The organism is Methylovulum psychrotolerans, assembly GCF_002923755.1.
Taxonomy (GTDB): domain Bacteria; phylum Pseudomonadota; class Gammaproteobacteria; order Methylococcales; family Methylomonadaceae; genus Methylovulum; species Methylovulum psychrotolerans.
In genome coordinates this window covers 398,536-412,592 of the sequence record NZ_PGFZ01000004.1, presented here as the reverse complement: position 1 = coordinate 412,592, position 14,057 = coordinate 398,536, and the positions used below count along the sequence as shown (strand labels likewise).

10 protein-coding genes are annotated in these 14,057 nt (G+C 51.3%); all 10 read right to left on the bottom strand.

Going from position 1 to position 14,057, the window contains the following annotated elements; translation table 11 throughout:
• Positions 1 to 10: 10 nt before the first annotated feature.
• The 10 genes from AADEFJLK_RS11720 to AADEFJLK_RS11675 all read right to left on the bottom strand — a co-directional run bounded on the left by AADEFJLK_RS11720 (position 11) and on the right by AADEFJLK_RS11675 (position 14,050).
• Positions 11 to 1,366: a lipopolysaccharide biosynthesis protein gene (locus AADEFJLK_RS11720; RefSeq protein WP_146054567.1), complete on the bottom strand. Its 1,356-nt coding sequence runs from the start codon at positions 1,364 to 1,366 to the stop codon at positions 11 to 13.
• A gap of 12 nt (positions 1,367 to 1,378) precedes the next feature.
• Positions 1,379 to 2,638: an O-antigen ligase family protein gene (locus AADEFJLK_RS11715; protein WP_103974391.1), complete on the bottom strand. Its 1,260-nt coding sequence runs from the start codon at positions 2,636 to 2,638 to the stop codon at positions 1,379 to 1,381.
• 3 nt (positions 2,639 to 2,641) lie between these two features.
• Positions 2,642 to 4,999 carry a polysaccharide biosynthesis tyrosine autokinase gene (locus AADEFJLK_RS11710; RefSeq protein WP_103974390.1) on the bottom strand — a complete coding sequence of 786 codons (2,358 nt, stop codon included), beginning with the start codon at positions 4,997 to 4,999 and terminating at the stop codon, positions 2,642 to 2,644.
• 37 nt (positions 5,000 to 5,036) lie between these two features.
• Complete coding sequence (locus tag AADEFJLK_RS11705) at positions 5,037 to 6,146, bottom strand: polysaccharide biosynthesis/export family protein (RefSeq protein ID WP_249028028.1); 1,110 nt, start codon at positions 6,144 to 6,146, stop codon at positions 5,037 to 5,039.
• 12 nt (positions 6,147 to 6,158) lie between these two features.
• Complete coding sequence (locus AADEFJLK_RS11700) at positions 6,159 to 7,580, bottom strand: undecaprenyl-phosphate glucose phosphotransferase (protein ID WP_103974389.1); 1,422 nt, start codon at positions 7,578 to 7,580, stop codon at positions 6,159 to 6,161.
• A 368-nt stretch (positions 7,581 to 7,948) separates the two neighbouring features.
• Complete coding sequence (locus AADEFJLK_RS11695) at positions 7,949 to 9,550, bottom strand: metallophosphoesterase (RefSeq protein WP_088618590.1); 1,602 nt, start codon at positions 9,548 to 9,550, stop codon at positions 7,949 to 7,951.
• Positions 9,551 to 9,579: 29 nt separating this feature from the next.
• A complete protein-coding gene (locus tag AADEFJLK_RS11690; protein WP_103974388.1) occupies positions 9,580 to 11,304 on the bottom strand; it encodes a GMC family oxidoreductase N-terminal domain-containing protein in 1,725 nt (574 codons plus the stop codon).
• Positions 11,305 to 11,429: 125 nt separating this feature from the next.
• Positions 11,430 to 12,038, bottom strand: a complete 609-nt coding sequence (locus AADEFJLK_RS11685; protein WP_146054566.1) for a hypothetical protein — start codon at positions 12,036 to 12,038, stop codon at positions 11,430 to 11,432.
• Between the two features lie 69 nt (positions 12,039 to 12,107).
• Positions 12,108 to 12,980, bottom strand: coding sequence for an acetoacetate decarboxylase family protein (locus AADEFJLK_RS11680; RefSeq protein ID WP_103974386.1), 873 nt, complete (start codon positions 12,978 to 12,980; stop codon positions 12,108 to 12,110).
• 20 nt (positions 12,981 to 13,000) lie between these two features.
• A complete protein-coding gene (locus AADEFJLK_RS11675) occupies positions 13,001 to 14,050 on the bottom strand; it encodes an esterase (protein WP_088618586.1) in 1,050 nt (349 codons plus the stop codon).
• Positions 14,051 to 14,057: the final 7 nt, after the last annotated feature.

The following is a 14,057-nucleotide window of genomic DNA, read 5'->3' as shown; positions in this document are numbered from 1 at the left end:
TATGCTCCTTTTAACTTTTTATTAGAATTTTTGTTAAATTGATACGCCGCAGCCTGACATCGCATCTGCTGTCTTCGCTTTGGTTGGCCTTTGGGCTAATGGCCCGCCAAGGCTTAGCCAATAACGCCAACACCAAAGCTTCAACGCCAAAATAAAGGGGATTGGCGAGAGCCGCGCCTGCTAAGCCGTCGTACTTGACCAGTAACGGGATACTGATAGCAGCGATAACTGCCCCGCAGATCCGGCCTTTTAATACGGCTTGCGGGCGTTTGTTCGCCAACAGCGGTTGCGCCACCACCGTTCCTAAGGCATGTAACGCCGAGCCGATAGCGATGGCCGGCATCAGCAGCACCGCCGAATGGTAGGCTTTGGCCAGCAGCAAATCCGCCAACCAATCTTTAGTCATCAGCAATACCGCCACACCGCCCACCCCTAAGGCGACAATACCGCCTATCCATGCCCACAACAGTACAGAGCCTTCGCGGCTCTGGTTCTTGGCAACGGTTTGGAAATAGGCGGGTTGGAAAGTCCGCAACAGTACCATTGCGCTTCGGTTAAACGCTTCGTTAATGATGGTGTATGTTGCCGCATATAAACCCACATCCGCCGCCGTCATAAAATAGCCAATGACATATCGGTCCCCTAAGCCGTTGAGCCAAAAAATCACTTCCATAGGAATCAGTGGTAAGGCATAGAGCCATACTTCGCTTCTGAAATCACGGCCTTTACCCGTTTGGGTTTGCGGTTCTGGCTTAGCGGTTTGCAGGCGTTGGACGAAGCCCCATAAGGTATTGGCGGACAGGCTGGCTAAGATATACCCCGACAACACCCACTCCGCCCTACCGCCAAAATACCAAACCAGCACCAGTGCCAAGACAGGCCGTAAAATACTGTCGCTGGTTTGCCAAAAGCTTGCGCCGCGTTGTTTGCGCTCACCGATCAATAACTGGATGCCTAGCTCGCGGCGTACCGTGATCGCCAGTAAGAGGCTGGCCAGTGCGAACAGCCGGATGTCGCTATCGGTAAAATAGCCATAAGCCGCCCCGCCCAGCATGAGAAACGTGATGGCCATAGCGGTTGAACAAACCGTCAGGCTTGCCACAACCGTGTATAAATCCGCCCTTTCCAGGGCATTTTTGCACTCCGAGACAATCCGCATCCCTGCACCGATGAAAGGGTAAGAAAACAGGCTAACGCCTAAGGCGACAAAACCGTTCAACAACGCAACCTTGCCGTACATATCAGGTGTTACCCATTCGGTCAGCATCCGCGTCCCTGCCAGTAAAGCCAGAGCCGAACCGAATTGGCCAAATAACGCCCATAAGGCATCGCCGAATAAACGTTTTTCTCTCAATAGCGTGAACATAGGTGCTTCCCCTTATCGATGGATTTTTAAGAGTGCCGAAAAAGTCGTCCCAGCTATCGGCTTAAGTGGCACCAAGCCCGAATTGGCTTGATAGCCAGTGCCTAACACAATCCCCCATAGCAACATCAGCAGGGCGTTTTGTGGGAAATATTCCCACATATTGAAGGTCAGTCCCGCCACGAAAATAAACAGCATCACCAAGCTTTTGTTGGGGTGGGCAGATGTCCTTAACGTTAATCCTAAAAAGCCAAGGTAAGCCAACAACCCGATCAAGCCATAACCGTTCAGCAAAAACAAATACAGGCTGTCGGAATCGAACTGCCCCCGAAAATGTTCGGCGCCATAGAGGATATTGATCGTGTTGGAGCTTAGCCCCAAACCCCAACCGAACAGCAAATCCTCAGGGCCGTGGATATGGGCGGAAAATACCCGCTGCCAGAGGTCGATACGGCCATCTTCGGTAGGGTCGGCATCGTCACGCCCGCTCAACAAAGGGCTGGATGCCAAAATCAACGCGCCCACCGCCAGTATCGGTGCGGGCATAAGCAAGGCCCAGCGGTCGCGTGGGCGCATCCCTGCGTACACTTGAAAGAACACCACCAATAAGGCGCTGATGAAAGCCGTCCGCGAGCCACTCAGCAACGCCAGAAACACGCTCATTGCCACCCATTTGCGCCGACCTGGCACTAACGCAAATAGTAAGGCGCACGTCGCCATCGTCGCGCCGAACAAATTCGGGCTGACAAACGTGCCAAAAGGCCGCCCACCGCCCAAAAACGATACCCCAAACAGAGGCGGCGCCCATATTGCCTGAGCCAGTGCCAACACCATCTGCAAGGCAATGAAATAACGCAGATAGCTGGCAAAGGTAGCAATGACGTGTGTACCCGCCCCTAAGCGGCTGGTCACGAAGCCGATCAACGCTAAAGGCAAATATTCAAAAACCCGCAGCCCCGCCATCGGCACCACCAACGGTAAATCTAAATACAGGGCGTAGCCGATTTCCAACAGGATATAGGTGGCTAACAGCCCCAGAAACGCCAACACCGGGCTGATAAAAATACCGCCCCGCAAACGTGGTTCCAGCAAGGCATAGCCGCTCAGCACCACCAGCATCAGTTCACGCAGAATGCGCAGGCCGAAATCCTGCTCGCCATACACCTCTTTTATGCCCAGCCAAGCCGATTCGACTTGCGGCAAAGAAGCAAAAACCGACGCGCAGACCAAAGCAAATAGCATAATCGGCAAATCTTTTTCAAAACGTATCGTCATGGCTTACACCTGCACGTCATCGTCGGTCACTAAAGGAGGCAGCACATCGATAGTCCGGTTTTTTCTGAACCAAGCGCCAATAGCTTGATAACCGGGTATCTTGGCAGACGGGTTTTGCTGCACCCTATCGGTATGGCTGTAGGCATAACCGTAATAAGGCGAATACGACGAACCTTCTTTCATATCGTTGATAATAAAACCGTTCGGTTTGATACCGACTTGCTGGAAACGCCTAAAACTGACTTCCAATTCTTGCGCCGTATAGCGGCCTTCCTTAACAACCAAAAAGGTGGCATCGGCGTATTTGCCTAAAATTGCGGCATCCGTCGCCCCCAAAATAGGCGGCGAATCAATCACAATATGATTGTAAAAACTCTTCAACTGGCCGAGCGTTTCTTCCAGATTACCCAACACCAGCAATTCCGCCGGATTTAACACCGTGCCGCCCCTAGGGATAAAATCCACCCCGACATCCGGCAAGCTGACAATCACCTCTCCTAAGGTCGCTCTACCCGCTAATAAATCAGCAAGCCCAGGTTGGCGGGGGACAGAAAAGGCCTCGTGTAATTGGCCATTGCGCATGTCGGCATCAATCACCAACACCCGTTTTTTAATGCTCGCCAACAATGCCGCCAAGTTCGTGCTGACAAAAGATTTGCCCATGCCGGGGGCTGGACTGCTGACCATAATGACCTTGCTCTCGCTGTTAGCGAGGGTCGCCTCCAAGGTTGTCCGAAAGCCGCGCAGTGACTCCACGGAAATATCTTGCGGCGCTTGACTGGCCAAAATGCCGGGTTGGCGTTCCTTGCCTTGGCAAATCAGACGGGCCAAGTGCCGTTGCTTTTTACTATGCGGAATGGCGGCATACAGCGGCAAACCTACCCGATGCTCCAGCAAAGCGGGATAATTGTCATGGCGTTGCAGAGAATGCCTCAGAAATACCAACGCCGAACCCGCACTTAAGCCCAACAAAGTGGCGATAGCCAATAACAGGCTGGGGTTAGGCCAATACGGTTTTTCGGGGATGACGGCAAAATCGACAATACGCGAGTTACCGATTGAGCCGGCGGCAGCGATGCGCTGCTCCTGGGCACTATTGAGCAAAGAGGTATAAAGCTCGGTATTGACTTGTACGTCCCGCGCCAAGCTGACCATATTTTGTTGGGTGCGCGGCAAATCCTTAATGCGTTTGTTCAATGCCGACAACTTAAGGTCAACACGCTTGATTTGCGCCTTGGTGGCGATCATGTCAGGATGTTCGCCTTCTAAATGTTGGTTCTGCTCTTCGTACTTCTGTTTCAACTGAATGCCTAGCGTCTCCATTTCTGACACCTGTTTGAGCAAAATTTCCGCCTCGGTGGAGATGTCGATAGCCCCATGTTTTTGTCGGTACGCACTCAAACCTTGCTCGGCTTTTTCTAAACTGTCCTTGACGATAGGCAATTGGCTTTCCAAAAACGCCAATTTTTGCCCCGCTTCGGCAGACTCCCAATGGACGGTGGCATTAACATAAATAGTGGCGATGTCATTGACCGACTTGGCCAGTTGTTCAGGGTCACGGCCTTTCAGTTCAACACTGAGAATATCTGTGTCTTTGGACACTTCCTTAACAGAGAAGGCCTTTTGTAAGGTTTCGATGGCTGCCAACGAGGTTTTGCGTGTCAATTCAAACTGTGTACCCGGATTGGCCTTCAGTTCGGTCAGCTTAAGGGTGACCTGGCCCGCTTCACCCATATCGGCATTGACCCATTCGCCTACCGTCCCGTCGGCTAATACCTCATCTTTGGGGCTGAGTAAACGGAAGCGTCCTTCTGCCAGAGCAATCAGCGTAAATTCTTTATCCAGATAACGGTCAGGTACGGTAAACGTGGCGACCTTCAGCTTTTCGCCGCCCCAAGCCCACCGGCTCAGCCCCAACCAAGGCGCAGCCAAACCATCATGGGCATCATGCTTACGGGCCAGTGTTTCGCCAATAACCGGAAAATAACTGGGTGAGCTTTCCACCACCAGATTCAAATCATCGACCACCTTGCCCAGCACTGAACGGGAGCGGAGAATTTCCACCTCGCGTTGCGCCCTGGGGCTTTCGGCGGTCGCTGGCGCCGGATTGGCTTCGCTGCGCAAAGTGGCGGCCAGCAAGGCCTTATTGCGGTCGATGCGCAATAATGTGTCCGCCTTGTAAGTACGCGGAGCCAAAACTAAATACACGGCTGTCACCAACACCGCCAACAACACCGCTTTTACAATGGTCGCTTTACCTTCGTGCAACAAGTCAACGTAATCTCGGATACCCACACCATAATCAACCGTGACCTGCGGACTTAAAGGCGGCAATTCTGCCGTTTCGTTTTGTAAATACATAGCGTTCATATCCTAATGGTGTAAAACAAAGCCGCCGCTACATGCCCACATAAGAAGCGCGGGTCATGATCGATGTGAAAGAGCCGGGCAATATTTGGTTAAGCACCCGCGACCACTTGGTAACTCCCGCCGTGCCGACAAAGACGGTATCGTGTGCTTGGAGCGGAAACTGATCCGCCAAAATCAGGGCATCAGGCGACTCGGCGTTCAATTGGAAGATCTCAGGATTTACGGCACTTGTTCGGATCACATAAATCTGTTCCGGCCTGGAAGAATTAAAATCAAGCCCGGACGCTTCCGACAACGCTTGTGCTAGAGATAACCTGCCCTTATGGATGTCTAACGCCTGTTGCCTGCCCACTTCACCCATCACAAATACCTTATTATCTTTACGGTCAGGAATATTCAGGACATCACCGTCTTGGAGCAGTAGGTTTTGCTTAATGCCGCCTGTTTCATACAAGGCCAAAACATCCAGTTTGTAGAGCTTGCCGCCCCGCGCCAAAGCGACATTGCTCAGGTCGGCATTTTCACTAGCACCACCCGCCCGGCTGATGGCTTCGGCAACCGTCAAGGGCGTTTCCGTCATCGCTTGGATACCCGGTGTTTTCACTTCGCCGACCACTGCCGCCCGATGGCTTTGGAACGACAGCACCCGGACATCCAGTTTGACCTTCTTGAAATATTTGGACAGTTCGTGGGTTAACATCATTCTGACTTCCGGCACGGTTTTACCTGCCACAGGCAGATTGCCGATGTAGGGGTAATACAACAGCCCATCGTCATCGACCACCTTACCCGCCAGTTCGGGGAGAATCTTTTCACCACCCGGATCGTTCAGTTCGGGATGCTCCCACACCGTAATCTGCACCCTATCGTGGGGTCCCAGCCGATACACCGTTTTACTGTTATCCACTGGCGGCAACGTGTCGGCTGCTCCCTGCCGGACATTTTCCCGTTCGATGATCAGGTCGGCGGTGATAGGGACAATCTTGAGCTTGGCCTTGGTCATCTTACCGTTGACCGATACGGGTACCAGCACATCCGACAAATTGTCTTCCGCCTTCATCTGCATACCTGGCGTTAAGGAGCAAGCTGGCAACAGCAAGGCCAGTAACAAAGGCATCAATCTATACATGCTATACATGGCAACTACCCCTTAATAAGCGTTCTTGTTAACAAAACCAAACACCACGGTGCGCAAAGCAATTTCCAGATCAAACCAAACCGACCAATGCTGGATGTAATACAAATCGTGTTCGATACGTTGGTTAAGGTCTGTGTCACCCCGCCAACCATTCACTTGCGCCCATCCCGTGATGCCCGCCTTGACCATGTGCTTTTTCATATAATTGGGCACTTGCTCTTTAAACACCTCGACAAAATCAGGCCGTTCAGGACGAGGCCCTACCAACGACATATCGCCCTTAAGCACATTAATCAGTTGCGGCAGTTCATCCAGGCTGGTCTTGCGTAAGATCGCGCCGAAGCGGGTGGCGCGTTGCTCGCCAGGTTTCGCCCACACGGCACCGGTTTTGGCTTCGGCATCTACCGGCATTGAGCGGAATTTTAAGATAATAAATTTGCGGTTGTTCCAACCGACCCGTTCTTGGCGATAAAACACCGGGCCGGGTGAACTTAATTTGACCCCGATAGCAATGCTTAACATCAAAGGGCTAAGCAACAGCAGGATAATGGCCGCCAAGATACGGTCTTCGAGTTCTTTGACATAGCGGTTGACACCATGCAATGGTGAGACCGAGACATCCAAAGTTGGAATGCCCGCGACACTGTTCAGATTTAAAAACTTACTTTGCTTGAAGGCGAAACAATCAATCACTAAGCGGATACTGACGGGTAAGTGGCGCAGTTCATGCTGCACCCGTTCCGCCAGGGCTTCACCCGGAAACGCCACCCAGACTTCATCAATGGCTTGCACGGCCACCAACTCCGCCAAGTCATCCAAGCGGCCAAGATGGGGCAAAGCAATACTAAGACCAGAGGGTAGGCTATCCGGCTTATCATCGACAAAACCGACAACCTGCAAACCCGCCCAAGTGGAATCGTGCAATTGCCGACATACCGCCACCGCCATCTGGTTAAGCCCAACCATCACAATACGCCTCTGTGACCAGCCCCGCGCCCGCAGCCAATGCAACAACCGGGACAGCAACACCCGCGCGGTCAAGACAAATACCAGTCCCAAACCGCCCCAAGTGGCAATCCAGCGGTAACTGGAGCCCAGCCAAAAATGCAGCCTAATTAATGCAACAATGGTGATGACCGACACCAAAGCCGATACCCACGCCCTGACAATACGGGCGATTTCCCCGCGCACCGCATCATTGCGCCAAGGTTGGTAAACTTGCCCCATTTCAAAAAAGATAATGGCCGCCAGCATCCCCAAGGCGATGACAATCCGGTGATCCTGGTCGATAATGGCTTGGCTGTGCCAGTAATAGTAAGCAAGCCAAGCGGCGCACAACAGCATGACTATGTCGATAAAGCGCAGCAACAGAATGACCGTATGCCCATATTGCCTGAAAAGCCCGTTGAAAATAGTTCCTAATCCAAGTGGCATGACACTAACCCTCTGTTTTATCAATACATCATAAGGACTCGGCGACAGCCGACCCAACCGAAGTTCATTGCCATAGCCTGAATAGGGCAGTTACAATGATTTGATGTAAAGGTTACAGAAGCAAGATGAGAAAAAATGGGGCGGTTTGATTAAGATTGGATGAGGATTGGGTTAGATTTTGATGAGGGAACTGAAGCTAGCTTTCAAGTTAAGCTGCTTTGTCTTGTTATTTGACGCATAATAAGTCGTCGGCAAGGCCTGAAGGACATACGCTCCCATTTAACTCAGCGGGATTTTGTCAGAACTAGGTTGTGAGGTATTGGAATGATCGAAGACCCTGCCGCCATTGCGGCAGGGTCGGACAAGTTTTATATTTTCGCCGAGTTTTTACCTACTTCATGCGTATTGTCGTTTAAATCACTCCAAGTAATGGCATCGGAGACAAAATAGTCGAAACTTCTGGGGAATCTGTCTTTGGATTTGGTCAAGTTCTCCAAATCTAAGATAAACAAGCTGCGTAAAGTGCCTCGGCGGCGGTAGCCTTGCTTTTCCCGCAACACAATCTGATCCCGCCACGTCCCAAAGTTGATGTAAGTGCTGGCATATTTTTCATTATCAATATTAGCCTCTCCCTGTAAAGGCACATGAGTATGGCCTTCACCGTGGATTTGGAAACCGTAATGGCGATAAGCGGGTAAGAAGCTCGGAAAGGTCGCCATTTCATTGAAGGTAGGGGGCGTATCATGAACGTTGCCGATTTTAAGCAACTTAATTAAGCCGCCGATAACGCTAATGCGCAGGCTGTGCCCAAATAGGCTCATCAGCTTCAGCAGCCATTTGGCGGCAATCAGGGCAACCCGGCGCAACGGCGGTGACGATTGCAACGTAAAATCCCAACCCAGCCAATCGAGCAGGCACTCATAAAGCTTATCCTCAATAATTTGCACGGCATCCAGATTGGTTTGGGCGGCACGGTTTTTGGCGGCGACTTCCAGAATGCGTTCGATGGCCGCATAAGTGGGGCGGTATAAATCCAATTCATCAAGAATGGAATCAATCACTGGGTCATGGCAATTTTGTTGATCCATGGCAATTTTGGTTTTATAGATAAACGTCGATAACACCCCTGCCGCCACCGTATCGCCAAAACACGGCAATAAAAACGGCGAAAATTTTAATTTTTGCCAAACCGCAAGCGTCCAACCGTCTTTCGCCGACCAACCGGGTAAACCTTTGTCGGGATCAGCGGCGACTACGGCGCTATTGTCCGGGTCGCGCCATTGCCCGTGGGTGGTGAAAAAACGGAAACCAGTGTCACCATAATAAAATGGCAAGTACGGCGCGGTTTTTACACTGTCAAACATCGTTTCGTCGCCGTACATACGTCCCATCATTTGACGGCGTTCCGGTTCTATGTCAGTCAGTTTAATGCCTAGCCCCTGCTCATAAAAATAGGTCAGCGCGGCGTTGTCGCACAGCAGTTCCTTATCATGGTTGCCGACCGTCACGACGATTTTCACTTTTTTAAACGCGGTACGGCGGTCTAATCTGTGGGTATCGGCGGTTAACCTACCTTCCAAGTCCCTTAGCAATTTAAAGAAATTGGCGTGTTGCACATCAATGACATCTTTTAAAATGGCGTTGACGACAGCGGAAAAGCATTCCTTGCGGTCACGCTCCCACGGATAAATGCCTTTTTCGGCCCATTTGCTGCTACGGATCATATCAACAATATCGCCGTCCAAAACCAGCACCAGTTCATGGATGCGGTAAGTCAGGCAACGTTGCAGGATAGTGCTGTAAAAAGCTTCCCAAGCATAATCGCCGAGGTTCTGGAAGCCGACAGTACCGTCGGTAAAATGCAGGTCGCTGACTACCACGCACATACGGTTCGCCCGTTCGGGCTTGGCATGGGTGATCAGTTCAAAATACAAATCCGGCGTAGGGTTTTCTGGTGTGGCTGCTTGCATAAATAAAATCTCCGTTGTAGTAGGGTTGCTTATAGATCGGCATCAGGTGCGATACCGGTAATACCTTCGGCAACCCGTTCCGACAAGGCCGAAATGGTCGCCACCGGGTTAGCCCCAACGGCGGTCGGCAATAACGCCCCATCCGCTACATACAAGCCTTGATAGCCAAATACTTGGCCAAAATTATGCAATGCCGAACTGGTCACGCCTTGGCAAGCATCTTCTGCCAAGCGGCAGCCACCTAGTGAATGGACAGTGATATTATTGCGGATTGGCCAAATCCAATTAGGTAGCGGCAAAAAGAACTTACCGCCCGCCCATGTTTTAAAACGCTCGCCTACCGCTAAAATCGCTTCGTATAAAGGCAGGCTATCCCTATACGGCCATTTCACGTTCAATGCGCCGTGCGCGTCGAGCTGCATGACCCCGTTGCTTTTATCTATACCCATACACAACAAGACAGCGGTGGTAAACGATAAATTATCTTTTAACAAGGCGTTGAAGGCGTAACCGATCTCTCCGGTGGTAATGCCGCGTACAAAACGCAAAAACACCAGCGTCGCGGTTCTGATAAACGCCCGCCAATGCGAGAAGCCGGGACGCAAACCTTCGGTATACCACGCGGCAAAATTGGGGAAACTGGCATCTTCTAAGATAAAAGCGTTTTCGCGGTTGAAATCCTTAAACAAATTATAATCCGTGCCTTGGGTAATGACCGGTCCATAATTGGGGTCGGCGGGTTTGTCACCGTCGATGACAAACGATAAAAAGTCACCGTTGCCGGAAAAATGCTTGCCTAACTGTTGGCTAATGTTCGGTAAGGTTTTATGGACATCGCGGCAGCGCATCAGTAACTCATTGGTGCCTAAAGTACCTGCTGACACGACGACGCGGCGGCTCACGGCAACGCATTCGGTATTGCCATGCAGATTCAGCCAGTACACTTTATAGCCGTATTCGCCATTGGCAGAGCTATCCTCAGCCCCGTCAGCATTCAGCGGGACGATTTTTTGCGCCAGCACTTCGGTCTTAATCTGCGCCCCATAGCGGCGTTCGGCGACAAATAAATAATTCAAGTCTAAGGTGTTCTTGGAATGGGTGTTGCAGCCCACATCGCATTCGGCACAATAGACACAAGAGGTTTGGGTGGCGCCATAACGGTTTTTGTCCTGCTCACCGATATCCAAAGGATTGTCAAAATCATTGCCGAAGAAAACGTTAATGTCCAATAACTTGGAATCGCGCTGTTCGGATTCGGCAAATGCCTTAAATAAGCCGGTACGGATAATCTGCCGACGCGGGTCGTCGTTTTGCGGGATAGGCCGTGCGCCCAATACGGCTTTGCTGACCGCATAATAGGGTTGCAATGCGGCTTTTTTACACGTTTCCGGCCAATTTTCATCAAACACCTCGTCAGGCGGTTGCAAGAACACATTGGCATAAATCAACGAACCGCCACCCAAGCCAGCACAAACCAAAGCATCCATATTGTCAAAATTACGCACATCAAACATGCCGTGGGTTTGGCGCTTAGTGGCAATGTTTTTCGGGCGTTTGCGCTGTTCTAGCGGGACATTCCAGAAGTTGTCCGCCATCGTCTGGGGCGAGCGGGGAAAAGAGCCTTTCGGGTAACGCTTACCGCGTTCCAACAACAGCACTTGCCCCGGCCATTTTTTTGCCAAACGGCAAGTGTTAATGGAACCGCCAAAACCACTGCCGATAACAATGGCTTCGTAGTCATAAGGGATAGACATGGTATTTCCTCCTTTTTTTGTTTGCTACGCCCGTGCCAAGCTATGCGCTTGGGTAGGGCGGGCCATTAAGGCCTATTTTTTATTATTTTTGTTAAGGTGACGATCACGTTAAGTGCTAGGGATGCTTACTTGCCCAGATGTAAGCCGTAAGTGTCCCAAAGCTCGCCTAAGAAGAAACCGCCAAATTGGCTGAGGGTTTTCGCCTTATCGGCGGCACAACTGGCATTGGTCACCGTCATGGTGGAGACCAACTTGATCAGGTCGGTAACACCTAAGGTCAAAATCCCCGCCCCTGCCAGCGGCTCGCTTTTATCCGTGCCTTTATGCAGTTGTGTATAGAGAGTGGTGGTGTCCGACCACAAATCAAAACCCGGATCGTCGCGGACTTCTTTTTTACCCGCCAGATAATATGCTGAGCCGTCATGCTCAAAAGCCAGTTCATACACCATTAGTTTTAATTCTGGATCGTCGGTGGGCGAGAACAGGTTAAACACACCCGTATTGGCGACTATCCCCAAGCCCATAGGCGCAAAGTCGATAGTGCCTGATAAATGCCCAGGATGCTCAGGCTCTTTAATAAAGCGTTCCACATCATCAATCGACACCGTGACATGGATGGCCAACTTGGTATCGAGGCGGTTGCCCTGATGCAGGCCTTCGGCAGGCGTGTCAACGCCCAGGGCAAAACCGCCCGCCATTGTTTCTTTAAATTGGAAACCGCAGGGTGTAGTCATTGTTTCTGTCCTTTTAGTTATAGTGAATGGGAGGGTACAACGTGAATTTGCTCAGGTGACACCGTCGGTTTATGACGGCGGTATAGGCGCATCCGGCGGAGCCAGCCAGGCTTCGCTCAAGCCTAAATTAATCACCGACTCAAAACCTTCGGGAGCTTTTTCGGGCAATTGCGCCAAGTCCAAAAACCAGCTTTCGATATGGTCATCTAACGTGCCGGTAATCGACGGCAAATACACGGTAGCGATGGCGGCACCGATGTCCAGTTCTTTTAACGCTTGCAGGCGGGGATGGTCGCCGATGACAAAACGCGCCTTGGCGGCTTTCAGCAACCTCACCCCGCAGTGGGTGTCGAGCAGGATGTCCGATTTCATTAACATGCCGCGAAACGAACAATAATTGGACGCTCTGGCTTTCACCGGAATTTTTGTGCATTTGGCGGGTTCGATTTCGACATAAGCCACCAATTTGCCGTCCAAATCGTACTGGCTGCTGACTTTGGTCTCGCTAATCTTAAAATCCAGATTGGCCTGATGCTTGGGCATACCCCAAATGCCCTTGCCGCCTTTGACAGAAATTTCCGAAGAGACCGGCAGGTCGACAACATATTGCCCGGCTTTAAAAAAGCGTTGGAACAGCCCGGGCAACAGGCGCGGCGCGGGCTTTTCGCCGTGGGTGCAGGCAATGGCGATGCTGTACTCGATATATTTGCCTATGGTGGTCTCCCGATAATCAATCACCGTGACAATTAACAGGCTCTGTGTCCATAATCGGAGTGGATGGATACCGTGCGGCAAAAACTGCTTGGCTTTTTCGGCATCAATCGGAAACACCGCCATGAGCGCAGGCGAATTGACCGCCGCCACCGGCAGCTTGAAAGGGATACCGTCGACCAACGAATAGCGTCCGGCATAATTTTTAATACGGTTAGAAAAACACAACATGGTCAGCCCCTGAGTGAAAATTATTTGGCAAGTTCTTGCAACATTAACGGAAAGACATCTTGGGCGGCATTTTTGCCCATAAACATATCCAAATGCCCATAGTTAGGCAGGCGGTGCAACGTATGGTAGTTGCTGCGCAAAGCCGAAAAATACGCATGGCTTTTGGTTTGGCTGTCGGGCAAAAAGCACAGATTGTCCTCACCCGCAAAAAAGGCAAAACGGGCGGCGGTTTTTGGCGGTGCGGCGGTAAAGTCGTCGGGCAAGCCTTCAAGGTCTTCAACCGCCACTAAATGGCCTTGCTGGATACAGCGGGTGATTTGGGCAAAAAAGCGCAACGGCACGGCACCAAACTCTTCTTTTAGCCATTCGTGGGTTGCCTCGTTGAGGTTTTCATGGCGCCATAGTGCCGGAAAACCGCTGCCGTAAGTAAAACTGACTTGTTTACAGACGGCGTTATGGCATTCATGATGAGTCAGGTTGACCAGCAGGGTAATAAATTTGGCGATGAGGTTAGGGGCATAGACCCCCCAATGAGGATTAAGGTAGTCGGTCATTAGGCCGACTATCGGCACCAAACATTGCAATTTAAAACGTGACCAACACGGCACAATCGGATGTAACGATACGGCGTTACTGATAATGGTCGTAACATCGGGGACGAGTCCGGCAATGGCGGACATGGTAAAGCTAGTGGAGCCTTGGCAGTGGATGATAGCCTTGATTTCGTCGGCACGGGTTTCCCGCAATAGGGTGTAGACCGCCTGCGGGTGGTCGTACAGCGCGGCTTGGTCTAACGTCCACAAATTTGGCGGGAAGGCAATGCTCGCCCGCCAGTTCTCTAGCCAGACATCATAGCCTTCTTCAATCAGGGCATCGACAATGGTTTTAGTGACTGGGGCGCGGAAAATATTGCCGCGCACCCCTGCCCCATGCACTAACAGCACCGGACATTTATGCGGCTTTCTCTGGCCACGCAGATTAATCAGGTTAAGGGCTAAACCGTCTGCGGCAGTAAACGGTACGACCCGTTCTTCATAGACCGATTCGCCGAACGAAGTGTGTAAAGACATTAAGGTA

What these genes read in the sequence shown, in the direction of transcription:
- AADEFJLK_RS11690 (WP_103974388.1), bottom strand. Translation starts at nt 11,304, where the DNA reads ATGTCTATCCCTTATGACTACGAAGCCATTGTTATCGGCAGTGGTTTT.
- AADEFJLK_RS11720 (WP_146054567.1), bottom strand. Translation starts at nt 1,366, where the DNA reads ATGTTCACGCTATTGAGAGAAAAACGTTTATTCGGCGATGCCTTATGG.
- AADEFJLK_RS11680 (WP_103974386.1), bottom strand. Translation starts at nt 12,980, where the DNA reads ATGTTGTGTTTTTCTAACCGTATTAAAAATTATGCCGGACGCTATTCG.
- AADEFJLK_RS11705 (WP_249028028.1), bottom strand. Translation starts at nt 6,146, where the DNA reads ATGTATAGCATGTATAGATTGATGCCTTTGTTACTGGCCTTGCTGTTG.
- AADEFJLK_RS11675 (WP_088618586.1), bottom strand. Translation starts at nt 14,050, where the DNA reads ATGTCTTTACACACTTCGTTCGGCGAATCGGTCTATGAAGAACGGGTC.
- AADEFJLK_RS11715 (WP_103974391.1), bottom strand. Translation starts at nt 2,638, where the DNA reads ATGACGATACGTTTTGAAAAAGATTTGCCGATTATGCTATTTGCTTTG.
- AADEFJLK_RS11685 (WP_146054566.1), bottom strand. Translation starts at nt 12,038, where the DNA reads ATGACTACACCCTGCGGTTTCCAATTTAAAGAAACAATGGCGGGCGGT.
- AADEFJLK_RS11700 (WP_103974389.1), bottom strand. Translation starts at nt 7,580, where the DNA reads ATGCCACTTGGATTAGGAACTATTTTCAACGGGCTTTTCAGGCAATAT.
- AADEFJLK_RS11695 (WP_088618590.1), bottom strand. Translation starts at nt 9,550, where the DNA reads ATGCAAGCAGCCACACCAGAAAACCCTACGCCGGATTTGTATTTTGAA.
- AADEFJLK_RS11710 (WP_103974390.1), bottom strand. Translation starts at nt 4,999, where the DNA reads ATGTATTTACAAAACGAAACGGCAGAATTGCCGCCTTTAAGTCCGCAG.